At 30.7% G+C, this 25,937-nt stretch carries 27 protein-coding genes; 13 read left to right on the top strand and 14 right to left on the bottom strand.

All coding sequences use genetic code 11. The features are described 5' to 3' along the window. Positions 1–83: 83 nt before the first annotated feature. A complete protein-coding gene (gene rpmI / locus AJ930_RS04455) occupies positions 84–275 on the bottom strand; it encodes a 50S ribosomal protein L35 (RefSeq protein ID WP_002777995.1) in 192 nt (63 codons plus the stop codon). Between the two features lie 156 nt (positions 276–431). Here rpmI and AJ930_RS04450 point away from each other — a divergent pair, with 156 nt between their 5' ends. From AJ930_RS04450 to AJ930_RS04435, 4 genes are all read left to right on the top strand, one after another. Further along, complete coding sequence (locus AJ930_RS04450; RefSeq protein ID WP_002870651.1) at positions 432–1,598, top strand: hypothetical protein; 1,167 nt, start codon at positions 432–434, stop codon at positions 1,596–1,598. A 138-nt stretch (positions 1,599–1,736) separates the two neighbouring features. Continuing rightward, complete coding sequence (locus AJ930_RS04445) at positions 1,737–2,138, top strand: hemerythrin domain-containing protein (RefSeq protein WP_002870652.1); 402 nt, start codon at positions 1,737–1,739, stop codon at positions 2,136–2,138. A gap of 177 nt (positions 2,139–2,315) precedes the next feature. Next, entirely contained in the window at positions 2,316–3,497 is a 1,182-nt protein-coding gene (locus AJ930_RS04440; RefSeq protein WP_070274899.1) for a NifS family cysteine desulfurase, read from the top strand. Positions 3,498–3,506: 9 nt separating this feature from the next. Beyond that, positions 3,507–4,478: an iron-sulfur cluster assembly scaffold protein NifU gene (locus AJ930_RS04435; RefSeq protein WP_002861028.1), complete on the top strand. Its 972-nt coding sequence runs from the start codon at positions 3,507–3,509 to the stop codon at positions 4,476–4,478. A gap of 22 nt (positions 4,479–4,500) precedes the next feature. On the opposite strand, the gene AJ930_RS04430 is transcribed toward AJ930_RS04435, so the two are convergent. Beyond that, positions 4,501–6,384, bottom strand: a complete 1,884-nt coding sequence (locus tag AJ930_RS04430; RefSeq protein ID WP_070239794.1) for a mechanosensitive ion channel family protein — start codon at positions 6,382–6,384, stop codon at positions 4,501–4,503. Then, positions 6,381–7,016, bottom strand: coding sequence for a carbonic anhydrase (locus AJ930_RS04425; protein WP_002851887.1), 636 nt, complete (start codon positions 7,014–7,016; stop codon positions 6,381–6,383). Before AJ930_RS04425 ends, AJ930_RS04430 begins: the two co-directional genes overlap by 4 nt. Before the next feature lie 160 nt (positions 7,017–7,176). Between AJ930_RS04425 and AJ930_RS04420 the strand changes: the two genes are divergently transcribed. From AJ930_RS04420 to AJ930_RS04390, 7 genes are all read left to right on the top strand, one after another. Further along, on the top strand, positions 7,177–7,872 hold the full coding sequence (locus AJ930_RS04420) for a Bax inhibitor-1/YccA family protein (RefSeq protein ID WP_002851668.1): 696 nt from the start codon (positions 7,177–7,179) through the stop codon (positions 7,870–7,872). 103 nt (positions 7,873–7,975) lie between these two features. Beyond that, on the top strand, positions 7,976–8,344 hold the full coding sequence (gene secG, locus AJ930_RS04415; RefSeq protein WP_070233472.1) for a preprotein translocase subunit SecG: 369 nt from the start codon (positions 7,976–7,978) through the stop codon (positions 8,342–8,344). Positions 8,345–8,353: 9 nt separating this feature from the next. Next, positions 8,354–8,917, top strand: a complete 564-nt coding sequence (gene frr / locus AJ930_RS04410; RefSeq protein ID WP_079460285.1) for a ribosome recycling factor — start codon at positions 8,354–8,356, stop codon at positions 8,915–8,917. Positions 8,918–8,919: 2 nt separating this feature from the next. Further along, a complete protein-coding gene (gene pyrE / locus AJ930_RS04405; RefSeq protein ID WP_002854423.1) occupies positions 8,920–9,528 on the top strand; it encodes an orotate phosphoribosyltransferase in 609 nt (202 codons plus the stop codon). Next, entirely contained in the window at positions 9,529–9,939 is a 411-nt protein-coding gene (locus tag AJ930_RS04400) for an RDD family protein (protein WP_002870659.1), read from the top strand. A 14-nt stretch (positions 9,940–9,953) separates the two neighbouring features. Beyond that, positions 9,954–10,976 carry a ribonucleotide-diphosphate reductase subunit beta gene (locus AJ930_RS04395; RefSeq protein WP_002870660.1) on the top strand — a complete coding sequence of 341 codons (1,023 nt, stop codon included), beginning with the start codon at positions 9,954–9,956 and terminating at the stop codon, positions 10,974–10,976. Continuing rightward, positions 10,963–12,336, top strand: coding sequence for a nicotinate phosphoribosyltransferase (locus AJ930_RS04390; RefSeq protein WP_074470018.1), 1,374 nt, complete (start codon positions 10,963–10,965; stop codon positions 12,334–12,336). The genes AJ930_RS04395 and AJ930_RS04390 overlap by 14 nt, the downstream gene beginning before the upstream one ends. Here the strand turns inward: AJ930_RS04390 and AJ930_RS04385 are convergent. Further along, a complete protein-coding gene (locus AJ930_RS04385) occupies positions 12,305–12,853 on the bottom strand; it encodes a gamma carbonic anhydrase family protein (protein WP_070274898.1) in 549 nt (182 codons plus the stop codon). The genes AJ930_RS04390 and AJ930_RS04385 overlap by 32 nt on opposite strands. 88 nt (positions 12,854–12,941) lie before the next feature. Here AJ930_RS04385 and AJ930_RS04380 point away from each other — a divergent pair, with 88 nt between their 5' ends. Further along, positions 12,942–13,571, top strand: coding sequence for a protein-L-isoaspartate(D-aspartate) O-methyltransferase (locus AJ930_RS04380; protein WP_002861021.1), 630 nt, complete (start codon positions 12,942–12,944; stop codon positions 13,569–13,571). A gap of 19 nt (positions 13,572–13,590) precedes the next feature. On the opposite strand, the gene AJ930_RS04375 is transcribed toward AJ930_RS04380, so the two are convergent. The 10 genes from AJ930_RS04375 to AJ930_RS04330 form a co-directional block, all read right to left on the bottom strand. Continuing rightward, on the bottom strand, positions 13,591–14,778 hold the full coding sequence (locus AJ930_RS04375) for an aspartate aminotransferase family protein (RefSeq protein WP_083261778.1): 1,188 nt from the start codon (positions 14,776–14,778) through the stop codon (positions 13,591–13,593). A 3-nt stretch (positions 14,779–14,781) separates the two neighbouring features. Beyond that, positions 14,782–15,627 carry an acetylglutamate kinase gene (argB, locus tag AJ930_RS04370; RefSeq protein WP_079396354.1) on the bottom strand — a complete coding sequence of 282 codons (846 nt, stop codon included), beginning with the start codon at positions 15,625–15,627 and terminating at the stop codon, positions 14,782–14,784. A gap of 3 nt (positions 15,628–15,630) precedes the next feature. Next, positions 15,631–16,077 carry a GNAT family N-acetyltransferase gene (locus tag AJ930_RS04365; protein ID WP_002861018.1) on the bottom strand — a complete coding sequence of 149 codons (447 nt, stop codon included), beginning with the start codon at positions 16,075–16,077 and terminating at the stop codon, positions 15,631–15,633. A gap of 9 nt (positions 16,078–16,086) precedes the next feature. Beyond that, a complete protein-coding gene (gene argC / locus AJ930_RS04360; RefSeq protein WP_002861017.1) occupies positions 16,087–17,115 on the bottom strand; it encodes an N-acetyl-gamma-glutamyl-phosphate reductase in 1,029 nt (342 codons plus the stop codon). 163 nt (positions 17,116–17,278) lie between these two features. Then, entirely contained in the window at positions 17,279–18,370 is a 1,092-nt protein-coding gene (locus tag AJ930_RS04355; protein ID WP_002870664.1) for a DNA adenine methylase, read from the bottom strand. A gap of 38 nt (positions 18,371–18,408) precedes the next feature. Next, positions 18,409–18,927 (bottom strand): translation initiation factor IF-3, encoded by a 519-nt coding sequence (gene infC / locus AJ930_RS04350; RefSeq protein WP_002861015.1) that lies wholly within the window; start codon positions 18,925–18,927, stop codon positions 18,409–18,411. Continuing rightward, positions 18,924–20,732 carry a threonine--tRNA ligase gene (gene thrS, locus AJ930_RS04345; protein ID WP_002870665.1) on the bottom strand — a complete coding sequence of 603 codons (1,809 nt, stop codon included), beginning with the start codon at positions 20,730–20,732 and terminating at the stop codon, positions 18,924–18,926. The genes infC and thrS overlap by 4 nt, the downstream gene beginning before the upstream one ends. A gap of 130 nt (positions 20,733–20,862) precedes the next feature. Then, complete coding sequence (locus tag AJ930_RS04340; RefSeq protein ID WP_002870666.1) at positions 20,863–21,666, bottom strand: undecaprenyl-diphosphate phosphatase; 804 nt, start codon at positions 21,664–21,666, stop codon at positions 20,863–20,865. 73 nt (positions 21,667–21,739) lie between these two features. Then, positions 21,740–23,737, bottom strand: coding sequence for an OPT family oligopeptide transporter (locus AJ930_RS04335; RefSeq protein WP_079264243.1), 1,998 nt, complete (start codon positions 23,735–23,737; stop codon positions 21,740–21,742). A gap of 182 nt (positions 23,738–23,919) precedes the next feature. Further along, positions 23,920–25,266: a CitMHS family transporter gene (locus AJ930_RS04330; RefSeq protein ID WP_070239774.1), complete on the bottom strand. Its 1,347-nt coding sequence runs from the start codon at positions 25,264–25,266 to the stop codon at positions 23,920–23,922. Positions 25,267–25,583: 317 nt separating this feature from the next. Here AJ930_RS04330 and AJ930_RS04325 point away from each other — a divergent pair, with 317 nt between their 5' ends. Beyond that, positions 25,584–25,931 carry a hypothetical protein gene (locus AJ930_RS04325; protein ID WP_002915799.1) on the top strand — a complete coding sequence of 116 codons (348 nt, stop codon included), beginning with the start codon at positions 25,584–25,586 and terminating at the stop codon, positions 25,929–25,931. Positions 25,932–25,937 lie beyond the last annotated feature (6 nt).

Raw genomic sequence — 25,937 nt, 5'->3', positions numbered from 1 at the left:
TTTCATAAAGTGGCGTCCAAATTTGGAGCTTGCCCTTGAAATTTTATCTCAGAGGGGAGTTTGAATGACTTTTAGTCAAAAACTTAAATTCCTAGCATTTTTTCAACAGCTTTTACATTTGTGCTATGCACATATTTAGCTGTGCGAAGATCACGCATTCTTTTTGCAGGTTTTTTAGTCAAAATATGACTTCTAAAAGCTGAGCCTCTTTTGATTTTATTTTTACCTACTTTGAAGCGTTTAACTGCGCTTTTAACGCTTTTCATCTTTGGCATACGCTTTCCTTATTTAGATAAATTTTTATTTTTCAAATTAAAAGAAAAGCTAAATACTATCAAATTTTTTCTAATTTTTGACTGAATTTAATTTTTAAAAAACTTGGCACACCTTTTGCTTATAAAAAAATCAGCAATATTTTGGAAAGATTTAAAATGACTATAAATTCGGCAAATCCGTATCAAAATTTAACCTTATCTAATCCTTTACAGAATAGCTCTGCTTTAAATTTGATTAAAGATAGCAAAGCTTTAGAACAAGAAGGAAATGAAAATAGCTTAGAACAATTAAGTTATATTTTTAATAATACCACTTATGCTAGTGAATTTGGATTTAGAATCAATAAAGAAGGTTTTTTTGATAAAGATTTAAATAAAATTGCGAATATACCAGAATCTTATGATATCAATATTAAAAGCGTTAGAAGCATAGCAAAAGAACTCGCGAAACAAGATGAAATTTTAAATTATAATAAAATTGATCTACCTTATCTTTTAAATAGCTATTATAGTTCATTAAAATCTATAAATTCAGAATTTTTACAAGATGATAATGCTTATTTAAGTCGCGATTTTATTTCAAAACTATCATCAGGTTTTTCAACAGATAATGGAGAATTTTTGGGCCAAATTTCAAGAATTTATAACAATCAAGAAGAAATTGATTTAGCATTAAGCAATATTACAAATTTAAATACCTTAATGTTAGATAACAAAATAACTAATTTTCATTTTAATAAAGCCATAGAGAATACTTCTTCTAATGAAATTTTAAAACCTTATTTAACTAAAAACGCAGAAGTATCAAAATCTGGTCTTTTAATGAATTTTATATACCATGATATAAAAACCCAAAATGAAAAAGAATTTAATTTTTTTATGAAACCTATCACTCTAGAACTGAGCTCTCATCAAAATTTACAAAAAATTCTTAAAGGCGAGATGGATATAGAAGATTACATCAAAAAAGAAAATGAAAAAAAGATGAGTTTTGATCTTTATCTTTATGTTAATGGTATAGATAAAAAAACAAGTACTCAAGACAAACTATCTGTATTTTTTCAACAATATATTAACTACCAAAAAGATATGGATTTAAGAGAATTTGCAAATTCAAGCTCAATATTTCAAATTTATATCGATCAAAATCGCAATGATTTTGATACTATTAAAAAACAATATCAAAACCAAGGTCAAGACACACAAAGATTAGAAGAAGTAAATCAACTACGTTCTAGCTCTATAGAAAATTTTCTAGATCGTCGCCAAAAACAAGCAAATATAAATAAAATTCTAAACTCTTATATGTCTGTGATGATTTAAAATAATTTTTATAAAAAATATACAAATTATAAATATTCCAATAATAATAATTTTTATATGAGTAATTAATAAAATTTTAAGTATAATAACATTATAATTCGCTCCCGAAAAAATATAAATATAAAAGCACTCAAAACCATGATTTATAATGAAAAAATTATTTCAATGAATAATGATCTTTTAGATCATCAACATAAAGAACTTTTTGAAATTTCTAAAAAACTCTCTTTAATGAGCCAACGTCATGTTGAAACAAAAGAATTAAAAATTGTCTTAAGAGAGTTGTTGATAATGATCAATAGACATTTTTCAGATGAAGAAGCCTTTATGAGAGAAATAGAATATCCTTATATCAACCATCATACAAGAATTCACAGAAAAATTATCTTAGAAATTGAAGAAATTATCATCAGTGAAGCTAAATTTGTAAATATAATGATTGAAAAGCTAGATCTCGTTGTTCAAGATTTTATCTTTAATCATACAGTCAAAGAAGATTCAAAAATAGTAAAGTATTACGAAGAAAAATTTAAGAAATAGTATTTCTCATTTTTACTATATAAAATTCACAAAATATTTCACTTTAAAATTTTACTTTAACATTTTATTTTTGTTATAATTTTTAACCTAATTTTTATAAATTTTTGTTATTATCCGTTTTCGAATAAAGATAAAAAATATCCTAATTAAAGTTAAGGATAAATTAAGGATTTTAAAGTGAAAGTATATTTAGATAACAATGCAACGACGATGCTTGATCCTAATGCTTATGAGTTGATGCTACCTTTTTTAAAGGATATGTATGGAAATCCAAATAGCCTTCATCAATATGGAAGCACAACACATCCTGCTTTAAGAGAAGCTTTGGACAAACTTTATGCAGGGCTTGGAGCAAATGACTTAGATGATATAGTTGTAACATCCTGTGCAACAGAAAGCATTAACTGGGTGCTTAAGGGTGTGTATTTTGATCATATTTTAGATAAGGAACGCAATGAAGTGATTATTTCTAGCGTAGAACACCCTGCTGTTACTGCTGCTGCTTATTTTTTAAAAAGTCTTGGAGTAAAAGTCATAGAACTCCCTGTAAATGAAGAAGGGGTTTCTACTGTAGAAGATTTACGTAAAGTGATTAGCGATAAAACAGCACTTGTAAGTGTTATGTGGGCAAATAATGAAACAGGTATGATTTTTGATATTAAAGCGATGGCGGAACTTGCACATGAATTTGGCGCTCTTTTTCATACAGATGCTACTCAAGCAGTAGGTAAAATAAAGGTTAATTTAACTCAAGTAGGAGTTGATTTTGCTTCATTTTCGGCTCATAAATTTCATGGACCAAAGGGTGTGGGTGGACTTTTTATAAAAAAAGGACTTAAACTTACTCCACTTTTACACGGTGGAGAACACATGGGTGGTCGTAGAAGTGGAACTTTAAATGTGCCTTATATAGTGGCTATGGGCGAGGCTTTGCGTATTGCAAATACTATGCTTGATTTTGAAGATTCTCATATACGCCGTTTAAGAGATAAACTAGAAGATCAAATTTTAGCCTTGCCTGATACAACAGTGGTTGGAAAAAAGGAACACCGTGTGCCTAATACAATCTTAGCAAGTATTAAAGGTGTTGAAGGCGAAGCAATGCTTTGGGATTTAAATAAAAATGGTATAGCTGCAAGTACGGGCTCAGCCTGTGCAAGTGAAGCTTTAGAAAGCAATCCTATTATGGAAGCTATCGGTGCGGAGCATGATTTAGCGCATACAGCTTTAAGACTTTCTTTGTCACGTTTTAACACTGAAGAAGAAATTGATTATGCAGCAAAACAAATTAAAAATGCAACACAGAGATTAAGAGCAATTTCTTGTACTTATGCTTATAATCCAAATAATTACAAATAAGGATGAAAAATGGGAAAAAATAGTTTAATTGGTGGATCCATTTGGGATGAGTATTCACAAAAAGTTCAAGATAGAATGAATAATCCTCAACATATGGGAGAATTTAGCGAAGAAGATGCTAAAGCACGCAATGCAAAATTGATCGTAGCTGATTTTGGCGCAGAAAGTTGCGGCGATGCAGTAAGACTTTTTTGGCTTGTAGATGAAAAAACTGATAAAATTATCGATGCAAAATTTAAAAGTTTTGGTTGTGGTACAGCTATAGCAAGTAGTGATACTATGGTAGATCTTTGCATAGGAAAAACTGTAGATGAAGCAGTAAAAATCACAAATTTAGATGTGGAATTTGCTATGCGTGATAATCCAGAAACTCCAGCTGTTCCACCTCAAAAAATGCACTGTTCGGTTATGGCTTATGATGTAATCAAACAAGCAGCAGCTCATTATAAAGGTATAAGTCCTGAAGATTTTGAAGATCAAATTATAGTTTGTGAGTGCGCTAGAGTAAGTCTTGGAACCATTAAAGAAGTGATTAAACTTAATGATTTGCATAGTGTAGAAGAAATCACACAATATACTAAAGCAGGTGCTTTTTGCAAGTCCTGTATCAAACCAGGCGGACATGAAAAAAGAGATTATTACCTTGTAGATATTTTAGCTGAAACCAGAGCCGAGATGGATAGAGAAAAACTCAAAAATACAATGAAAAGTGATGTGGCTTTTGATGAAATGACCGTAGTAGGACAATTAAAAGCAGTTGAAAGTGTTTTAGATGCTGAAATTCGCCCTATGCTTCATAATGATGGTGGAGATTTGGAAGTGATTGATATACAAAAGGCTGAAGGTGCAGCAATTGACGTTTATATTCGTTATCTTGGTGCTTGTAGTGGTTGTTCTAGTGGAAGTGGTGCGACACTTTATGCTATTGAAACGATTTTACAAGAAGAATTAAGTCCAAATATACGCGTTATGCCGGTTTAAAAAATAGCAAGATAAAATCTTGCTATTTTATAGCTTTTGCTTGCAAATCAAGAGGTGGTAAATTTTCTATATAAATACTGCGACTTGGGAAAGCAAAAGTTAAACCATTTTTTTCGATTATACGCATAAACTCAAGCATTAAGCTTTGTCTAGCTTCCCTAAAATCTTTTGCGCCTATTTTTTTGGTATAAAAATAAAGCTCTATATTAATACTACTATCTGCAAATTCGCTTAAAGCCACATAACAAGCATTTTTATAGCCTTCTAAATCGTTAATAGATACAAGATTTTGACGATATTTTGTCGTATGATCACCATATTTTAATGCACTATCCTCATCGTGAGCTACCAAATCACTTGTATCCAAAAATTCTTTCAAATCTTTTACACATTGATCTAATTTTTCAGGAGTAGCATCATAACCAACACCCAAATACATTCTAACATGGCGACCCATGCGTCTTTTACTCCAATTTTTGATATTAGCTCCCATAATAGTTGAATTTGGTAAAAATACGAGACAATTATCAAAAGTTCTAATAGTAGTTTTTCTAAGTCCTATTTCAACTACTGTTCCTTCTATACCTGAAACCTCTACCCAATCTCCTTGATTAAAACTATTATCAAAAAGTAAAAGTATAGAAGCAAAGAAATTTGCAATTATATCTTTCGCTGCTAAAGCAACAGCTAAACCACCAATTCCCAAAGATGCAATAATAGCTGAAATATTAAAACCAAGCTGAGCAAGGATATATAATAAAGCTATGATAATAATAACAAAATATAAAATTTTAATAATTAAATTTACAACTTCTTTTTTTCCGCTTTTTTGAGCAAGCTTAGAAACTAGTACCATTCCATAACCATCAAGCATTTTTAAAATAAGCCATGCAATCAAAACCGCATAAATTATGTGGAAAAAATTACTCAAATTAATACTTAAAGGTGCAGGATAAGTTGCTATAGTAAGACAAATCGAAATAGCATAAACAATCAGAAAAAAACTCACTGGTTTTTTAATATTCTCAATAAAAATAACTTTAATATCATCTACATCATTTTTATTTCTATAAAAAAGCCGAACAAGGAAAAAATATACTATATTTGCAAAAAAACGTCTTAAAGATATAAAAAATACTAAAACCAAAGCAGAAATTACTATTTTTCCGATATTAACAAAACTTACCCCAATTGCCTCATTTATACGATCTATCCAAACTTGAAGCTCAAGTAGTGAAAAAATATAATTACTTTCAAGCAAATCTGCATTTGATCGTAAATACTTAAGAATTTCAGAATAAGAATCTAGAGCGTTAGCAATATATCTTTCTTTTAGGGTAATTTTTTCCAATTCTTCTGGATTTGTAATTTTGCTTTTAAAACTATCTAAATTTACACTAGAAGAATTTTGTAAATTTTCCATTGCCTTATCAACAGTAGCAATTAAATCTTCACTACTTGCTGTATTTTTAAAAAGTTTTTCCACTTCAAACAAAGAAGAATAAAAACTTTCCACAATGTTAAAATAAACTAGATTAAGAGTGGCATCTGTATAAATGTAAGGCTTATTAATATTCTTTTTTTGAACATCTAGTAATTTTTCTTTTGCTTTTAAAAATCTAGCCACTGCCTCTTCATTAATCTTTTGTCCTACTATCATATCGGGTATTTTTGCTAAAATAGTCTTTTTGTCTTTTTCAAATTCACTTAAAATACCATTAAAAGTGCTTGAATTTTCATCATTGTTTTTCTTAAATTCTTTAATTTGATTGTTAAGATCAACATATTTTTCAACTAAAGCATAAATTCCTTCATCTTCTTTACTAATATTCGCATCAATAAATTTAAATTCTTGTGCTCCAAGGTATAAAATAAAAAAACATAAACTAAAAATAATTTTCTTCATTGAACTTTCCTATCTTGTATTAAAGTAAAAATTTTTGCTTTAAAATCATACTCATAAATTTCACCTGTCTCTATAATATAATACCAAGCATGTACTTCTATTTTTCCTTCATCTAAAGCTTCTTGCACGCCTGGATAAGTAAGTATATTTTGCAAAGAATTTACTAAATTTAATTTTTCTGTAAGCCATGAACGCATAGCCAAATCGTCTCTTGCAAAAATCATCACATCTTTTTTTATCGGATCTAACATAGTAAGCCATTTTTTTACGTTAGGAATTTTATTTAACTCTTCATCAGAATAATAAAGAGCATTGCAACCTCCACAATTACTATGGCCACAAACGACGATATTTTTAATATGCAATGAATTTAAAGCATACTCTATTGCTGAAGTTGTCGCCAAGTAATCTTCTCCAACGCGATAAGGTGGAACTATATTTGCAATATTTCGTATTACAAAAAGCTCACCTGGACCCGTATTAGTGATCAAATTTGGAATTACTCTAGAATCAGAACAACCTATAAAAAGAGTATGGGGATTTTGCTTATTTTTTAGACTTTCAAAAAGTTCTTCATGCTCCTTAAAGTCTTCTTGCATAAACTTAATCGCACCGCTAATAAGATTTTCCATAAAACCAACCTAAAACTAAAATCTTGAAATTATAACAAAATTTCAGCAAAGATTTCATTTAAGCATTAAGATATTATATAAATTAACTTTTTATTTAGTCTAATATGTTAGATTTCGCTCAAGATTTTAAAAAATCTAACAATTTTGCAAGGAGAATTTTATGAGTCTTTATGATAGAGACTACTCAAGATCAAAAGAATTTGAAAATACACGCTCAAGCGAATTAAGTATTTTTATTAAACAAACTTATCAACTTTTTGCTGCTTCATTATTAGCTGCAACAGTAGGTGCATATGTAGGAATTTTTGCTTTAGCATCATTTTTTATACAATCACAAGTAACTTTTTGGATCCTTTTTGCTGTTGAAATCGGACTTTTATTTGCTTTGCAATGGAAAAAAAGAGAGGCTCCATTAAATCTTGTTTTACTTTTTGGTTTTACTTTCTGCTCAGGTTTAACGCTTACACCTTTACTTATTTCAGTTTTAGCTCTACCAGCTGGAGGAATTATCATCGCTCAAGCTTTTGCTTTAACAACGGTTGCTTTTGCAGGACTTAGTGTATTTGCTATGAATACAAAAAAAGATTTTACTGTTATGGGTAAAGCTTTATTTATAGTATTAATCGTTATTGTAGCAGCATCTTTACTAAACCTTTTCTTCCAAAGCAGTATAGTTAATCTAGCTATTTCAGCAGTAGCTGCAATATTATTTTCATTTTACATTCTTTATGATACGCAAAATATTATCCGCGGAAATTATGAAACTCCAATCGAAGGTGCAGTAGCACTTTATCTTGATTTTGTTAATCTTTTCGTATCTTTACTTAATATCTTAAGAAGCTTCAATAGCAGATAAGTTTTTGTGGGATTTTTCTCACAAAAACTTATCAAGTTTCAAAACTTTTCAAGTTTTATTTAGCTAAAATAATCATTTAAAAATTAACTTTTAGGAATTTTCAATGATCACTCTTTTAATCATTTTACAATTTATCATCGTTGTAGTTATTTGTATAGCAGTTTTACTTCAAAAAAGTTCAAGTATAGGACTTGGAGCTTATAGTGGAAGCAATGAAAGTTTATTTGGCGCCAAAGGACCGGCTGGATTTTTAGCAAAATTTACCTTTATTATGGGAATTTTACTTATTGCAAATACTATTGGTCTTGGTTATTTATACAATAAAGCTAGCAAGGACTCTCTAGCAGAGAAAATTAAAGTAGAAAACAACACTACTATTCCAAGCGCTCCTATTGTGCCTGCTACCCCAAACACAAATTCTATCGCTCCAAGTGCACCACAACTTCCAAGCGATGTTAATTCAAGTAAATAATTAAAGGAAATGATAATGCTAAGTGAAATTTTTAACAAACAAAAAACCCAAAGTGAAAAATCTTTAGAAGCCTTAAAAAAAGACTTCACCACTTTAAGAACTGGAAAAGTTAATACCCATATTTTAGATCATATTACAGTGGATTATTACGGAACTCAAACTCCTTTAAATCAAGTAGCAACTGTTTTAGCAAGCGATGCTTCAACTATTAGCATCACTCCTTGGGAAAAACCTTTACTAAAAACCATAGAAAGTGCTATTGCAGCTGCAAATATCGGTGTAAATCCAAACAATGACGGCGAAAGTGTAAAATTATTTTTCCCTCCGATGACTAGAGAGCAAAGAGAAGAAAACGTAAAGCAAGCTAAAGCTATGGGTGAAAAGGCAAAAGTTTCTATAAGAAATATACGCAAAGATGCCAACGATGCAGTTAAAAAACTAGAAAAAGATAAGGCAATAAGCGAAGATGAAGCAAAAAAAGCTTATGATGAAGTGCAAAAACTTACCGACACCTATACAACAAAAATTGATGAGAGTGTAAAAAGCAAAGAAAGTGAACTTTTAAAGGTTTAACGATGAATTTAGAGCAAATTTATAAAGATTGTGGTGCTTATTTAGAAGGGCATTTTTTACTAAGTTCAGGTAAACATTCGCAATTTTATCTTCAAAGTGCAAAAGTTTTAGAGGATCCAAAATTAGCAGCAAAACTTTGTGATGAACTTGCAAAGATTATTGCAAGCTATAAGATAGAATTTGATAGCATTTGTTCTCCTGCTTTAGGTGGAATTTTAGCAGGTTATGAGCTTGCGAGAGCTTGTAGTAAACGTTTTATCTTCACTGAAAGAGTAAATAAAGAAATGACTTTAAGACGTGGTTTTGAAGTAAAAAAGGGTGAAAAATTTATAATTTGTGAAGATATCATTACTACAGGTGGTAGTGCTTTAGAGAGTGCAAAAATCATTGAAAGTTTAGGTGGCATTGTTGTAGGTTTTGCAGCATTAGCAAATCGTGGTTTTTGTGCGGTAGAAAATCTAAAATCTCCAAGAAAAGATAATGCGAAATTACCTGAAAATTTACCACTCTTTACTCTAGGAAATTTTGAATTTGAAATTTATGATGAAACAAATTGTCCGCTTTGTAAAAAAGGGAGCAAAGCCATAAAACCAGGAAGTCGTGGAAATTAAATGAAAACTAAAGCAAAAATTAGCTCTAGATGGTTAAGATTTAGAGCTTTGCTTATAGATATTTTTCTTATTTATGTTCCTATTTTATATTTATTTTATTTTATATTAGGCTCTAAAGAAGCTTTTTTAAACAACCATTTTATCACAACTTTATGTACTTTTTTATTTGGTTTGATTCAAGCTATTTTTTTAACAAAAAAGGCACAAAGCCCAGGTCTTAAAGCATATGATTTATATCTTATTGATATAAAAACGGGAAAGAAACTAAGTTTTCTTAGAATTTTACTAAGATATGTGATATTTATTATAAGTTTTGGCTTACTCTTTGGTTTATTTGTCAGTTTTGTAAGAAAAGATCGTTTAAATTTACATGATATTTTAACTCAAAGTTGTATAGCCACCAAAGCATAAAGAAAGGTTAAAAAATGCAAAGAAAAAGAATTTACAATCCAAGCTCAAACGAAACCCTAGGAGATCGTAAAGTTTTTGATGGTAACCCACATGGAATTTTAAATTTCACTAAGGCAAAATATACTTGGGCTTTAAAACTTTGGGATTTAATGGAGGCAAATACTTGGTTTCCAAAAGAAGTGGATACAACTAAAGATGCACTTGATTATCGCTGTAATTTAACCACAGGTGAAAAAAGAATGTATGATTTAGTTTGGAGTCAGCTTATTTCTATGGATAGTTTTCAAACCAATAATTTAGCAGATAATATCAACCCTTATATCACAGCTCCTGAAATCAATGCGGTTTTAGCACGCCAAGCTTATGAAGAGGCAAACCATTCAAAATCTTACGCTGTTATGGTAGAAGCGATTTGCGATAATACAGATTTGATTTATGAAATGGAAAAGCATGATGAAACTTTGCGTGAAAAAAATGACTTTATTTCAAGCATTTATGAAGAATTAGCAGGCGATGTAGATGATAATAAACTTCTTTTGGCTATGGTGGCAAATCAAATTTTAGAAGGAGTATATTTTTATAGTGGTTTTACTGCTATTTACGCACTTGCACGTGCAGGAAAAATGCTAGGTTCAGCACAAATGATCCGCTTTATCCAAAGAGATGAAATCACACATCTTTTATTATTTCAAAATATGATCAATTCAGTACGCAAAGAAAGACCTGATTTGTTCCATGATGAAAATATCAATAAAATTTATGATATGTTTAAAAAAGCTGGAGATCTTGAGATCAAATGGGGTAAATACATCACTCAAAATCAAATCATGGGCTTTACTGATGATATCATAGAAGAATATATCCATTATCTTGTAGATCAAAGATTAAGCGCAATCAATTTAGACAAGCTATACAATGCAAAACATCCTATTAAATGGGTAGATGATTTTTCAAAATTTAACGATCAAAAGAGCAATTTCTTTGAAAGTAAAGTAACGAATTATTCTAAGGGTAGTATAAGCTTTGATGACTTCTAAAACTTCTTTAGCCTTACTTTGTGATTTTTATGAATTTACAATGTCTCAAGGCTATTTCAAAAACAATAAAAAAGATCAAATTTGTTATTTTGATATATTTTTTAGAAAAATTCCAGATTCAGGATCTTTTGCTATTTTTGCAGGTCTTGAAGATATTTTAGACTTTGTTGAAAATTTGAGTTTTGATGCAGAAGATATAGAATTTTTAAGAAAACAAGGTATTTTTGATACAGAATTTTTAGATTTTTTAGCTAACTTTAAATTTAAAGGTGAAATTTATGCTATGCGTGAAGGAGAAGTGATTTTTCCAAACGAACCTTTGCTATGTATTAAAGCTACAACCATAGAAGCACAGCTTTTAGAAACTTTTTTACTTTTAAGTTTAAACCACCAAAGCCTTATTGCTACCAAAACCAATCGTATCGTGCGTGCAGCTAAAAACAGTAAAATTTTAGAATTTGGCTCACGCAGAGCACAAGGAAGTGAAGCGGCCTTAAAAGGGGCAAGAGCAGCTTTTATAGGAGGTTGCATAGGAAGTGCTTGTACTTTAGCAGGAAAAATTTATAATATCCCTATCAATGGAACTATGGCACATTCTTGGGTGCAAATGTTTGAAAATGAACTTGAAGCTTTTAAAGCTTATGTGAAAATTTATCCAAAAAATCCTGTTTTTTTGATTGATACTTATGATTGTCTAAATAGCGGACTTAAAAATGCAATTAAAGTTTTTAAAGAATTTGGTATCCAAGAAGGCGGTGTGAGAATAGATTCTGGAAATTTATTTGAGTTGAGTTTGAAAATCAGACAAGAACTTGATCAAGCAGGACTTCAAAAATGTAAAATCATAGTTTCTAACGCCCTTGATGAATGGAGCATTAAAAAACTCAAAGAACAAAACGCACCTATTGATATCTTTGGTGTAGGCGAAAGATTGATCACTGCTTCAAGCGATCCTATTTTTAGTTGTGTTTATAAACTCGCAGCCTTAGAAGATCAAGGTATAAAACCTAAAATAAAAATCAGTGAAAATAACGAAAAATCAACCCTACCTCATTTTAAAAAACTTTTTAGAGTTTATGATAAAAACACGCAAAAAATCCTTTTTGATGAGCTTTATGTTTTTGACGAAAACCCAAATCAAGATGAAAATTTAGAACGCAAAGAACTTTTAGAATTAGTCTACAAAGAAAAAAGACTTCTTAAAAAGTCATCTTTAAATACTATTCAAGATTATACAAAAGAGCAAATCTCAAAACTCGATGAGAGTTTTTTAGATCTTGATCGTTTTGTGAAATTTGAAGTAAAACTCTCGCCTAAACTTCAAAATATCACTGAAGATCTTTTAAAAACTCGTTTTTAAAATCCACATAATTTAAAGCGGATTGTTTTAGAAAGCTTATTTCTTCATCGTTTAATTCACGCACAAATTTTGCAGGATTTCCAAGTATCAAAGAGCGTGGCGGAAATTTTTTACCCTTTGTTACAACGCTTCCAGCACCCACTATGCTATCTTCTTCTATCAAAGCATTATCCATGACAACAGCATTCATTCTGATTAAAACACGATTTTTTATCACACAAGCATGGATAACGCAATTATGTCCTATGGTTACATCATCTCCTATTATTGTAGGAAAACCAGCATCTTTTAACTTTCCTTTTTCGTCAAATTCCCTATGCCAAACATGCACCGTGCTAAGATCTTGAATATTGGTTCTTTTGCCAATTTTTATAAAATTAACATCAGCTCTTAAAACACAATTAAACCAAATGCTACTTTCATCTCCTATTTCTATTTCTCCTATGATTTTAGCTCCCTCTGCAACAAAAACATTTTGACCTAGTTTGGGACTATGATTTTTAAATTTTATAAGCATTTTTTTCCTTTTTATTTAAGTATAGCTAAGTTTAACTCTATTTCAACTTTTTTAGTTACAATTTTTATTTAAATTTATAGGAGAAGTAATGAACGCATTTGAACAAAAAAGATGTCAAAATATGGCTGAAGAAATTGCACAAAAAGTTTTTATCAATGAAGAGCTTTTTAATGCTTTTTGTCAAATTCCGCGTGAAATTTTTTCTCCTTTAAAAGCCCATGCTTATCGCCTTGATGCTTTGCCTTTGGCAAATTCTCAATGGATTAGTTCACCTTTAACTGTAGCTAAAATGACTATGGCTTTAGATTTTAAAAATGCTGATAGTATTTTAGAGATAGGTTGTGGAAGCGGCTATCAAGCTGCGATTTTAAGCAAAGTCATAAGGCGTGTTTTTACCATAGAACGCATAGAAAATTTAGCCAAAAAAGCCGCTCAAACTTTCAGAGAATTAGAACTTTTTAATATCAATGTAAAATTTGATGATGGACAAAATGGCTGGAAAAATTATGCTCCTTATGATAGAATTTTATTTTCTGCTTATGCGACACAAATTCCTGAAATTTTACTCGATCAATTAAGCGATGGCGGGATTTTAGTCGCTCCTATTTTACACAATGGCAAACAATTCATCACACGCCTTAGAAAAAATGGCACAAATTTACAAAAAGAAATTTTAGAAGAATGTTTATTTGTGCCTATAGTAGATGGAAAAGAATAAACTTTTTTTACAAAATTTATTAAAAACTCTTTAGAGCCTTTCTTAACTTTTCACTCATTTCATCAATATGTTCTTTTTGCGAAATCAAAGGAGGTAAAAATCTCAAATCATTCTCCCCGCAACTTATCAGCAAAAGTGCATTTTCTTGGCATTTTTGAATGACCTTGGACACTTTTACACTTTTATCAAGACTAAGCCCTTGCATAAACCCTAAGCCTTTGCGTTTTTTACAAAAATCAAATTCTTTTATCAACTCATCTAAACTTTGCTCTAAATAAGGCGTGAGTTTATTGACATTTTCTAAAATTTTTTCTTCTTTAAAAATTTCAAAAACTGCATTCACTCCTGCGCAAACCAAAGGATTTCCCCCATAAGTGCTACCATGATCGCCTGCTTCTAAAGAATTGCTTGCTACTTTTTGATTTATTACAAAAGCACCCACACTAAGCCCACAACCTAAGGCCTTAGCTGAAGTCATAATATCAGGCAAAATTTGTGCGTGCTCATAGGCAAAAAATTTTCCACTTCTACCCATGCCACATTGAATTTCATCAGCGATTAATAATATATCTTTTTCATCGCAAAGCTTTCTTAAGGCTTTGTAAAAATCTTTATTTGCAGGATTTATCCCACCTTCTCCTTGCACGCTTTCTAAGATAATGGCGCAAGTTTTTTCATTTACTAGTTTTTCAACGCTTAAAATATCATTATATTTTGCAAATTTAACCCCTGAAATTAAAGGTTTAAAAGGCTTTTGATATTTTTCATTAGCAGTAAGCGATAAAGCCCCTAAAGTACGCCCATGAAAAGAATGCTTAAAAGCGATAAATTGTCCGCCCTTAATACCTTTGTTAAAGGCGTATTTTCTAGCTGTTTTCATCGCTCCTTCTATACTTTCTGTGCCAGAATTTGTAAAAAAAACACGCTCTAAAGCACTAGCTTTGGCTAAATTTTTAGCTGCAGCGGCTATGTTTTCATTATAATATAAATTGCTAGTATGTAAAAGCTTATCCACTTGAGCTTTGATTTTAGCATTAAATTTAGCATGATTATATCCTAAAGCACAAACGCCTATACCACTTGAAAAATCAAGATATTTTTTAGCCTTATCATCAAAAAGATAAACCCCCTGCCCTTTTTCTAAAACTATATCAAAACGCTTATAAGTAGGGATAATATGACTTTGTTCTTTATAATCCATTTTCATTCTTTAACCCACCAAAGTGCCTATACCTTCATCAGTAAAAAACTCAAGCAACAAAGAATGCTTCACGCGCCCATCTAAAATATGCACCTTTTTAACTCCATTTTCACAAGCATCAATGCAAGATTTTAATTTTACATGCATACCGCCTTCTATTTTAGGAGCTAAAATTTTAGCTTGTTCAAGACTGATTTTAGAAATCAAAGAATTTTTATCATTAAAATCCTCATAAAGCCCTGCAGTATCGGTTAAAAAAGCAAGTTTTTCAGCCCTTAAAGCCTTAGCAATCGCACAAGCTGCGTCATCAGCGTTAATATTATAAGTATTAAAATCCTCATCCATGCCAATAGGAGCAATGATAGGTAAAAAATCTTTTTCTAAAAGCTCTTCTAAAATTTTCGAATTTACCTTTTGTATCGTGCCAACAAAAGCTAAATTTACATCTTTTTTCACACATTCTAAAAGTGCACCATCTTTACCACAAAGCCCTATGGCTTTAACTCCTAAATTTTGCAAACTATGAACTAAATTTTTATTGATATGATTTAAAACCATGCTTGCTACTTCAGTAGTGGCTTTATCACTAACTCTAAGACCGTTTTTAAACTCACTCTTTACGCCTAATTTTTCACACATAGCAGAAATATCTTTTCCCCCGCCATGTACAATGATAGGCTTTAAACCCACAAGTTTTAAAAGAGCTATATCTTGCATCACACAATGCTTTAGCTCTTCATCTTCCATAGCTGATCCACCGTATTTTATAAGTATAATCTTAGAATTAAATTTGCGTATATAAGGTAAAGCTTCGATTAAGACATTGGCTTTTTCTAAATATTTTTGCATGATCATTCCTTAAACATTAAAGCTGGTTTGATTATACTCATTTAAAGAAAGATCGTAATAATTCGCATCCTCTCTTAAAGTAAAACCATAATGTTTCCAAAACTCATTGCCTAAATCATTGTTTTTAAAAGCGATTAAGGCGATTTTATTGATCTTTTGAGCTTTTAAAGCCTCGAGACAAAATTTTGTCATCTCGTGTGCTATACCCTTTTTTCTATGATCTTTATGCACACATACATGATAGAATCCCCCTGTGCGTCCATCATGCCCGCAAAGTATACTTCCTACAATTTCTTCATCAATCACTGCTACAACGCTAAGATTTGGGTTTCTATCTAAAAAATTTTCTATATTTTCTTTGCTATCATCAATGCTTCTTATCCCAAAGCCTTTTATCTCGCACCAAAGCTTATAAACGACTTCATAATCACTTTTTTGCATAGCTCGTATTATCATTTTTATCCTTTACAAATTTGCAAAGAATTTAAGTCCTTCATCTTCATCAAAATCAAACATTAAATTCATATTTTGAACAGCTTGTCCTGCTGCGCCTTTAATTAAATTATCAATAGCACCAAGCACAATAACACGCCTTGTGCGTTGATCTATACTAAAATTTATATCCGCAAAATTGCTTGATTTAACCCACCGAGTCTGCGGAAACGACTGCGGCGGTAAAAGCCTTATGAATTTATTGTTTTGATAGTATTTTGTATAAATATCGCGTATATCTTGTTCTTGCAAATTCTCTTTTAAATTTGCATAAGCACTGATTAAAATTCCTCTTTGCATAGGTACAAGATGAGGGGTAAATTGTAGAGTGATTTTCTCTTTGGCCGCATAGCTTAAATGCTCTTCAATTTCGGGAGTATGGCGGTGCGAAGCCAAACCATAAGCTTTGATATTTTCATTAACTTCGCAAAAAAGATTTTCCATCTTTGCACTTCTTCCTGCTCCGCTTACTCCACTTTTTGCATCAATGATAACTGAGTTAAAATCGATGATTTTTTCTTTAAAAAGCGGATAAAGACTTAAGATAGAACAAGTGGTATAGCAACCTGGATTTGCCACCAAACTTGCTTTTTTTATCTCTTCTTTATAAAGCTCGCAAAGTCCATAAACTGCATTTTGCAAAAGCTCTTGATTAGGATGAGTGAATTTATACCAAAGCTCATAATCTTTAGGATTTTTAAGACGAAAATCTGCACTTAAATCAATGATTTTCATCTTTTTTAACAAATTCTCATTTAAAAGCTTAGCGCTAAATTCATGCGGAGTAGCCAAAAACAAAAGATCAAGTTCAAGTTCATCTAAATTTTTATTTTCAAAACATAAATTTAAAGGGGTATTAGGATAAAGATCTTGATAATTTTGTCCCACGCTAGAACTCGAACCTAAATAAGAAATTTCAACTTTGGGATGATTAAGCAAAATGCGTACAAGCTCATTACCTGCATAACCACTCGCTCCTAAAATCCCAACTTTTATTTTCATCTTTATCCTTTAAATGTAAAAGCAAATATTATAAACAAAAAAAGTTAAAAATTTTAACTATTATTCTCTTTAACCTTATCTTTATTGCTCGAAAATCAAAACATCTGAAAAAATAAAATTAATTTAATCATGCAAAATAAAAAATAATTTTAGCAACAAGAATTTAATTTTTAACTAAAATATAAAGTTGTTCATGAAGATGAATATTACGATTTTTAAGATTGCGAGAAGCTCTAAAAGTATTATATTTTTGTTCTAAAATACGACATTTTCCAAGAGTACTTAAACGCTTTAAAAAAATTTCTTTTTTTATAAAACCTTCGCAATTATAAGAAAGTAAAATCACTCTTGCTTTTAAATCATTAATAAGTTCAAATAAAGCGTCTTGGGCAAATTTTGACTTATTAAAAGTACTACGATTCCAATCTTTTGGAATGCCACTGATTTTGGAAATTTCTTCAGGTTTTTTATAATTTGCGATTAAATTTAACATAAAGTAATTAGAGCTATAAGGATGTTGATTGTAAGGAGGATCAAGATAAACCACATCAAAAAAATCAAGTTCTTTTGCAAGCATGCTTGCATCCTTTTGCATCACTTCAAATTCGCAAGAAAAATTTGAAAAAATAGGCATTTTAAGCTCTATTTCTCCTTTAATGCGTTTAAGTGCATTTTGTCCTTCGCCACCAAATTTTCCGATACCATCCTTACCCTTATAAAAACCTTTAAAAACTCCACTAGTATTTGAATGCACACTAGCTTCATAAATTAAAGGGGCTATAAAAAAATGCTTTAATTCTTTTGGAATTTCATTTTCAATTCTTTGTCTCATAGTATCAAGATATAAAGCATTTTTAAAAGTATAAAAAACCCTTTCATTTTTTTTAATATCATCATCATCTTTTGGAGCATAAAGCTCACTGATAAAACCTTTTTGAAAATCTAAATTTTGGGTTAAATTTTTATAACACTTTTTTAGATTTTGGAGTAAATCTTTGTCTTTATTAGCAAGATAACACTTATTGATAAGTTTTGAATAATCTTCTAAATCATTAGCTAAAATATAACTCGAGTATGCCTTTGCAAAGCGACTTACAATACCTGAGCCACTAAACATATCACAAAAACTAAATTTATCTTTACCAAGTTCTTTTTTAGCTACCTTAAAGCCCTTATTTAAAAAACTTAAAAGTGCTCTTTTATTTCCAAGATAAGTTATAATTTGCTCTTTTAAAAAAGAAGGATTTTCTTTCAAAATTTAAAACCTTTAAAAGCCTTATCCACAAAAGTGGATTAAGCTTTTTTTGGAGTTACAAGCATATTTACATAACGACCTTCAAAATTTGGCTCTTTGTCACGATTAGCTTCATTTTCTATCATAGTCCAAATTTTTTCAAGCAAAACTACACCTGCTTCAGGAGTTGCCATTTCACGTCCTTTTAAGAACACACGAAATCTCACATGCTTACCTTGTTCTAAAAATTCTAAAGCATGTTTTACCTTGTAATTAATATCATTTTGAGCAATTTTTACAGAAAGTTTGATTTCTTTTATATCAATCACTTTTTGTTTTTTCTTTGCTTCTTTTTGTTTTTTCTCTTGTTGATAACGGAATTTACCATAGTCCATGATCTTGCAAACAGGTGGCTTAGCATCTGCAGCTATCATTACAAGATCAAGTCCTAAACGATTTGCAATTTCTAAAGCTTCATCACTACTGATAATACCATAAACTTTGCCATCATCGCCAACACATCTGATTTCATCCGCTCTTATTTCTTCATTGAGCAATACTTCTTTTTCTTTACTCAAAAGTGTACCTCACTCATTTTCTCCTTAACTAATTTAATAAATTCGTCCAAGCTAAGATTTTTTTGTTCTTTAGCTCTTCTATCTCTTAAAGCAACGCTACGCTTTGCCACCTCATCATCGCCTAAAACTAAAATCATAGGTAATTTTTGCTTTTCAGCGATACGAATTTTTTTACTTAAGCTCTCATTTTTTTCATACACCTCGCTATCGATATTAAGCTCTAATAATTCTTTTTGAATTTCTTTTGCGTAAGCAATATGTGCTTCGCCTATTGGCACTATACCCACTGCGGTTGGTGCGATAAAAAATGGAAACTCACCCGCACAATGCTCGGTTAAAATTCCTATAAATCTTTCAAAAGAACCTAAAATCGCACGATGCAACATTACAGGTTGTTTTTTTTCATTATCACTATCAGTATATTCGAGTTTAAAACGACTTGGCAGGTTAAAATCTACTTGTATGGTTCCACATTGCCACTTTCTTTTTAAAGCATCGGTGATTTTAATATCAATCTTTGGCCCATAAAAAGCCCCGCCACCTTCATCAATACCGTATTTTAAACCTTGTTCATCTAAAGCTTCTTTTAAAGCCTTAGTCGCTATTTCCCAAATTTCATCATCACCTATGGCTTTTTCAGGTTTAGTTGAAATTTCCATTTCATAGCTAAAATCAAATAATTTCATCAAATTATCCACAAAAGCTAAAATTTCTAAAACCTGCTCTTTAATCTGACTTGGCATACAAAAAATATGTGCATCATCTTGAGTGAATTCTCTCACTCTAAAAAGTCCATGCAAAACGCCACTTTTTTCATGACGATGTACCACGCCGTATTCAAAAAATTTCAAAGGCAAATCACGATAACTTCTTACATCACTTTGATAAATTTTAATATGTCCCACACAGTTCATAGGCTTAATGCCATATTCTTGTTCATCAATTTGTGTAAAATACATATTTTCTTTATAGTTTGCATAATGCCCACTGATTTTCCATGCATCTGCTTTTAAAAGTTCAGGCCCACGCACAGGCTCATAACCACGTAAACGATGGATCTTATAAAGCATATGTTCAAGTTTAGATCTAAGTCTTGCACCGTTACTCAACCAAATAGGAAGACCTCCTCCGATCTCATCATCAAAAGTAAAAAGCTTAAGCTCTGTTCCAAGCTTTCTATGATCACGTTTTTTAGCTTCTTCAATAATGGTTAAATACTCTTTTAAACTTTCCTTATCTGCAAAAGCGGTGCCATAAATTCGAGTAAGCATTTCTCTTTTTTCATCGCCACCCAAATACGCTCCTGCAACACGAGTGAGTTTAAAAAAGCGTAAAAATTTCGTATTTGGCACATGAGGACCACGACACAAATCTTCAAATTCACCTTGTTTATAAATACTTACAGCTCCATCAGGAATACGCAATAAAACTTCTTGTTTTAAATCATCATTTTGAAATTTAGCCAAAGCTTCGTTTTTTGTGATTTCATATTTTAAAATTTCAATCTTTGCTTCAGCAAGTTCTTTCATCTTTTTTTCAATTTTTACTAAATCTTCTTCGCCAATCTTACTTTCCACACGAAAATCATAATAAAATCCATCTTCTATAACAGGACCAACGAAAAATTTAGCTTCAGGATACAAACTCTTAATCGCCTGTGCCATTAAATGCGCACAAGAATGACGGATTACCTCTAAACTTTCTTTAGAATTATCAAAATAAATTTCTTTTAAATTTGTATTTTTCACACTTTGAGAGTCAATTATTGTCTCATTGTTCAAATACGCAATAACTTCTTTTTCCATATTTTTAACCCTTTGTCGCTCACTTACCCTGTGAGTGTTTATAAAGTTCTAATTTTAACTTTCTAAGACTTAATTATTTTTGAAATTCAGCTTATTTTTAAAAAAATCTTAGAATAAATTTAATATTTATTTATAGCTTAAATTCACTTCCAGCATTTAAAATCCCACTATAATACAAATAAAAGAAAACAAATCCTAAAATAATACGATAAATTCCAAAAGGGATAAAGTCGAATTTAGAAATAAATTTTAAGAAAAATTTTATAACTAAAACTGCAACAATAAAAGCAGTGATAAAACCTATGCCTAAAGGAATTAAAGAATTTGCATTGCCAAGAAGCTCAGGCTCTTTATAAATGCTATAAGCTGTAGCGATAATCATCGTTGGAATGGCAAGCAAAAAACTAAACTCAGCCGCAACTTTTCTATTAAATTCTAGCAAAAGTCCACCAATAATACTTGCTCCACTTCTTGAAGTACCAGGAATCATGGCTAAAGATTGAAAAATACCTATGCAAAAAGCTTGTTTAAAACTTATTTCTTCTAAAGAATTGATACAATATTGTTTATTTTTATGTGCAAGTTCTATAAGAATAAACACAACACCGCCAAAAATGAGCATTCCAACCACAACCCAACCATTAAATAAAGCATTTAAGTATTTTGCCACAAAAAGCCCTATAACTCCGGTAGGAAAAAATCCAACTGCAAGTTTTAACCAAATATCAAGCCCTTGAAACAATTTACGCCAAAATACAAAAATGACCGCCAAAATAGAACCAAGCTGGATGATAATCAAAAAGCTTTTCCAAAACTCATCTATATCGATACCTAAAATAGTCGTACCTAAAATCATATGTCCTGTTGAAGAAATAGGTAAAAACTCAGTCAGACCTTCTATAATTCCAAGTATTAAAGCATATAAATTTTCCATTTTAATCCTTGAATGATAATTGCAAAAGAAAAATTATATCAGAATGGATTAAATGGAGTTTTAACCCCAAAAATTAAGCATCTTTTTTAACAATACGCTTAATGAAATATAATACAACTCCCACAAAAAAGATAAGTGCTAAAAGCTCGCTATCATGAAAATTTGTTAAATTTAAAGCTAAAGGATTTTCACTACCACCCATGCTTACTGAAAATACAGTAATTCCTGCGATAATTACCCCAAAAATACTTTCACCCACTATAAGCCCTGAAGCAAAAAGCGTGCCTCTTTGCTCACAACTTGCAAGTTTTTCTTCTTTATGAGAATTTTTTGTATATTTTTTAGTTAAGTATTGCATTACAATATATTTTAAAATTCCGCCTATAACTAAAGGTATATTTACAGCAGGTGGAAGGTAAATACCTATTCCAACGGCTAAAGGTGGCAAAGACATCTTCTGTGTTCTTCTTAAAATTTTATCTATAATAATCATTAAAATTCCTACAAATACACCAAAAGCCATATAACCCCACTCTATATTGTGATGAAAAATTCCTTGAGCGATAGTACTCATTAAATTCGCTTGCGGTGCTGCTAAAGCCGATGAAGCATCCATACCTTCTCTTGGCATTGCCCCAACAAAACCATAGGCTTGATAAAGCAAATTTAAAACAGGAACTATAGCCAAAGCACCAAAAACACAGCCTACAAGTAAAGCAACTTGTTGCTTCCAAGGAGTAGCTCCAACTAAATGTCCTGTCTTTAAATCTTGTAAATTATCATTCGAAATAGCAGCTGTAGCCAAAATAACACTAGTAGTAAAAATAGCTAATGCTACTGCAAATTTAGAAAGCATAGGATCTTGAAAAAGTTCCACACCTAAAACCAAAAAAACAATAGAAGAAATAATAACACCAATAAGTCCGATTCCAGAAATAGGACTAGAAGAAGATCCTACAAGTCCTGCCATATATCCGCAAGCTGCTGCAACAAAAAAACCTATTAAAACAGAAACTAAAGTTCCAACAAATGAAAATAGCATTTGATAATAAATACTTAAGTTAGCATCTTCAACAAAACTATAAAAAGTAATAAATAAACCCACAACCATTAAAACAAAAAGTATAAAAATACTTTTTAAAGAAAGATCTATATTTGTTCTTTCATTTTTTTCTTGATTAGTAATTTTAACATTTTTAACAATTTCTTTAATACCTTCAATAACGGGTTTTAAAAGTTCTATTAAAGTCCAAAACGCTGCTATAGCAATAGCTCCTGTTCCTATAAGCCTTACTTTAGAACTCCATACACTAGAAGCTAAATCTACGGCATTTTTTGCACTATCGAATTCAAAATTTGAAAGATAGGGAGTAAAAATACCCCAAGCTAAAAACATACCTACAAAAAGAGCTATAGCACCTGCTAAACCAACTAAATAACCTGCTCCTAAAAGTGCCAAAGAATATCCCATAGAAAAACCAAAAGCCATTTTATTCCAAATAAAAGCAAAACTACTCTCACTTGCAGCGAGTTTAAAACCATTGCTTAATAAACTAAAAATAGCAGCTATAAAAGAGCCTAATGCTATTTCTTTAATGCCTTGTTTTCCTTTTTTATTACTCTGATCTTTATTGGCTACTTTTAAAATTTCAGCTGCGGCTCTACCTTCAGGATAAGCAAGTTTACTTTCAACTACCATAGCCCTTCTTAATGGTATAGTAAAAAGCACTCCAAGTCCGCCACCACAAAGACATATCATAAAAGTTTGCCAAAGTGGAAATTCACTCCAATACCCACACATAAAAAGCCCTGGGATAACAAAAATAACTGATGATAAAGTTCCTGCTGCTGAAGCTTGAGTTTGAACCATATTATTTTCTAAAATATTTGAAGTCTTAAAAAGACTCAAAACCGCCATGGAGATGACCACAGCTGGAATTGATGATGAAAAAGTAAGTCCCACTTTTAACCCCAAATATACATTTGAAGCTGTAAAAATAATAGTTAAAATGCTTCCCAAAATCAAACCCCTTAAGGTAAGTTCTGGTAAATTTTGTTTTTTGTACATCATTTCTCCGTTTTAAAATTTACTTTCAACTTAAAAAATATTCTTATAAGTTTAAATTTATAATTTTTCTCTAAAGCAAAATAAAATAATACAAAAAAACGCTTATATTTTTATAAATTTTTGACTCAAAAATATCATAAAACAATGAACCAATCATTGAAAAATCAAAAGTTCTTTTATTTTAATTATATTATCCCAGCTACCTCAGCAAAAATCAAGCAAATAATACTTATACCCCATATATAAAAAAAGCTTCTTTTGATATGATCTTTAATATTAACCTCTGCTAAACCACAACCTAGCAAAGTTGCAGGCACAACAGGAGAAATAAATGTCGCACAATTTCTTGCTATCACCATGATAATAGCTATAGTCAAAGGTTCAGCGCCAAAAGCCTTAGTTACACTCAAAACTATAGGCATCACTCCATAAAAATAAGAATCTGTACAAAAAATAATTGCCATTGGAACAGCCAATACCCCTACCATCAAAGGAATATAAGCACCTAAATAATCTGGAACAAAATTTAAAATCAAAACACCCATTTTCTCCATAATACCACTTTTATCAAATACGCCTATTAATATCCCAGCACCAATTAAAGTAATATACATAAGCATTGCACCAGCACTTGCACGATCTAAAACTTTTTTAGCTATTTTTAAATTAGGATAATTAAGCGGTAAAATTATTGCAAGTCCTATCATAAAGCAAATATAACTAGGAAAAATACCACTAATTAAAAGCCCAATAACCCCAATAGCTACAAGTAAATTTAACCAAAACCATTTTTCATTATGGTGTTCGCTTTTTTCTATATTTAAATTTATTCCAGACAAGTTACCTGCGCCTGCACCTCTTTTTATTTCTATCTTAGCAATCCAAATTGCCAAAAGAAGGGATAATACCAAACCTACAATCTGAATAGGTATAATATGGTGCCAAAGCAAATTTGCATCCATTCCTATATTAGTAGCCGCTCTTAAAGTAGGACCACCCCAAGGAATAACATTCATAACCCCCATAGCCGAAGTAATAATCAATAACATTGAAGTCTTTCTTATACCTAAACGCTCATAAATAGGTAATAATGCAGGTATTACAATAAGAAAAGTAGAAGCACCTGAACCATCTAAATGCACAGCAGCAGCAATAAAAACAGTAAGAATGCAAACTTGATATACATTAGCTTTCATTTTTGATAAAAATGCATTTAAAATTTTAGTAAAAAAACCACTTGCATTTAAAACACTAAAAAAGAGTATAGAAAAAACAAACAAAGCTGCCGTATCCGTTACGCTTTTGACTCCATCTTTAATAAAAGCAACCAATGTTTTAATATCAAAAACACCTCCTTTAACCCCTAAAGCTGCACCCACGCCAAAACCAAGTTGTTCAAGAATAAGTAAAATACAAGCTACACTAATACTTACACTTATAAAAGCTAATGCTGGAGTAGTATAATCTTTTAGCAAAAGCCAAACTATCAATCCTAATGAGAAAAAACCCAATAAAGCTAAAAAAATTTCCATATCCTATCCTTTTGTATCATTTTTATTCGATAATAAAATAGGATATTTTAAGTCCAACTTATATGTGTTTAAATTTATAGCTTTTTGGAAAAAATATATTTTTTAATGTAACCATTTTAAACAAGAATAAAAAAATAATTTTTAATTATTTTTGATAAAGTATTCACTCTTTTAAATTTACAACTAGAAGTAACGATAGTCAAAATATAATAAGTTGCATAATATTATCAAAACTAAAAAGTCAAAATTTTAACTTCACATTCACTTCACTTAAAAAGTTTATAATGTTATCACTTTACATTGAAGGAGAAATAATTATGAAAAAAAGTATTTTATTTGCATCAGCACTTTTAGCTAGCTCAATGCTTTTTGCAGATAGTCTAAAACTTGAAGGTACTATTGCACAAATTTATGATAACAATAAAACCTTGCTTATTGACTCGATTTATGGCGGACAAATGGCTATAAAAGTTCTACCAAATACCGAAATAGAAATGGATGATTGTGGTATTTTTGGAACAGATAAAGATGGAACTTTTAAAGATTTAAAGGTTGGAAATTTTTTAGAAAGTAAAATTTCTTATGGAACACCTGCTACGCCAAATACTCAGGCTATTCCAGTAGCTAGAAAAATTGAAATTCAATGTTATAAAAAAGCTTATTAATATAAA

It is taken from the genome of Campylobacter sp. BCW_6871, from assembly GCF_001762325.1.
Classification (GTDB): Bacteria; Campylobacterota; Campylobacteria; order Campylobacterales; family Campylobacteraceae; genus Campylobacter_D; species Campylobacter_D jejuni.
Note: the sequence above shows the minus strand (reverse complement) of the source record. Positions and strands in the feature narration are given on the sequence as shown.

Excerpts from the sequence above, each read along its gene's own strand:
- AJ930_RS04375 (WP_083261778.1), bottom strand. The coding sequence starts at position 14,778 with ATGAAAATGGATTATAAAGAACAAAGTCATATTATCCCTACTTATAAG.
- AJ930_RS04445 (WP_002870652.1), top strand. The coding sequence starts at position 1,737 with ATGATTTATAATGAAAAAATTATTTCAATGAATAATGATCTTTTAGAT.
- frr (WP_079460285.1), top strand. The coding sequence starts at position 8,354 with ATGATAATGCTAAGTGAAATTTTTAACAAACAAAAAACCCAAAGTGAA.
- pyrE (WP_002854423.1), top strand. The coding sequence starts at position 8,920 with ATGAATTTAGAGCAAATTTATAAAGATTGTGGTGCTTATTTAGAAGGG.
- AJ930_RS04335 (WP_079264243.1), bottom strand. The coding sequence starts at position 23,737 with ATGATGTACAAAAAACAAAATTTACCAGAACTTACCTTAAGGGGTTTG.
- AJ930_RS04450 (WP_002870651.1), top strand. The coding sequence starts at position 432 with ATGACTATAAATTCGGCAAATCCGTATCAAAATTTAACCTTATCTAAT.
- rpmI (WP_002777995.1), bottom strand. The coding sequence starts at position 275 with ATGCCAAAGATGAAAAGCGTTAAAAGCGCAGTTAAACGCTTCAAAGTA.
- argC (WP_002861017.1), bottom strand. The coding sequence starts at position 17,115 with ATGAAAATAAAAGTTGGGATTTTAGGAGCGAGTGGTTATGCAGGTAAT.
- AJ930_RS04340 (WP_002870666.1), bottom strand. The coding sequence starts at position 21,666 with ATGGAAAATTTATATGCTTTAATACTTGGAATTATAGAAGGTCTGACT.
- AJ930_RS04380 (WP_002861021.1), top strand. The coding sequence starts at position 12,942 with ATGAACGCATTTGAACAAAAAAGATGTCAAAATATGGCTGAAGAAATT.
- AJ930_RS04385 (WP_070274898.1), bottom strand. The coding sequence starts at position 12,853 with ATGCTTATAAAATTTAAAAATCATAGTCCCAAACTAGGTCAAAATGTT.
- AJ930_RS04420 (WP_002851668.1), top strand. The coding sequence starts at position 7,177 with ATGAGTCTTTATGATAGAGACTACTCAAGATCAAAAGAATTTGAAAAT.
- AJ930_RS04325 (WP_002915799.1), top strand. The coding sequence starts at position 25,584 with ATGAAAAAAAGTATTTTATTTGCATCAGCACTTTTAGCTAGCTCAATG.
- secG (WP_070233472.1), top strand. The coding sequence starts at position 7,976 with ATGATCACTCTTTTAATCATTTTACAATTTATCATCGTTGTAGTTATT.
- argB (WP_079396354.1), bottom strand. The coding sequence starts at position 15,627 with ATGATCATGCAAAAATATTTAGAAAAAGCCAATGTCTTAATCGAAGCT.
- AJ930_RS04430 (WP_070239794.1), bottom strand. The coding sequence starts at position 6,384 with ATGAAGAAAATTATTTTTAGTTTATGTTTTTTTATTTTATACCTTGGA.
- AJ930_RS04330 (WP_070239774.1), bottom strand. The coding sequence starts at position 25,266 with ATGGAAATTTTTTTAGCTTTATTGGGTTTTTTCTCATTAGGATTGATA.
- thrS (WP_002870665.1), bottom strand. The coding sequence starts at position 20,732 with ATGGAAAAAGAAGTTATTGCGTATTTGAACAATGAGACAATAATTGAC.
- AJ930_RS04365 (WP_002861018.1), bottom strand. The coding sequence starts at position 16,077 with ATGATAATACGAGCTATGCAAAAAAGTGATTATGAAGTCGTTTATAAG.
- AJ930_RS04400 (WP_002870659.1), top strand. The coding sequence starts at position 9,529 with ATGAAAACTAAAGCAAAAATTAGCTCTAGATGGTTAAGATTTAGAGCT.
- AJ930_RS04435 (WP_002861028.1), top strand. The coding sequence starts at position 3,507 with ATGGGAAAAAATAGTTTAATTGGTGGATCCATTTGGGATGAGTATTCA.
- AJ930_RS04395 (WP_002870660.1), top strand. The coding sequence starts at position 9,954 with ATGCAAAGAAAAAGAATTTACAATCCAAGCTCAAACGAAACCCTAGGA.
- AJ930_RS04425 (WP_002851887.1), bottom strand. The coding sequence starts at position 7,016 with ATGGAAAATCTTATTAGCGGTGCGATTAAGTTTATGCAAGAAGACTTT.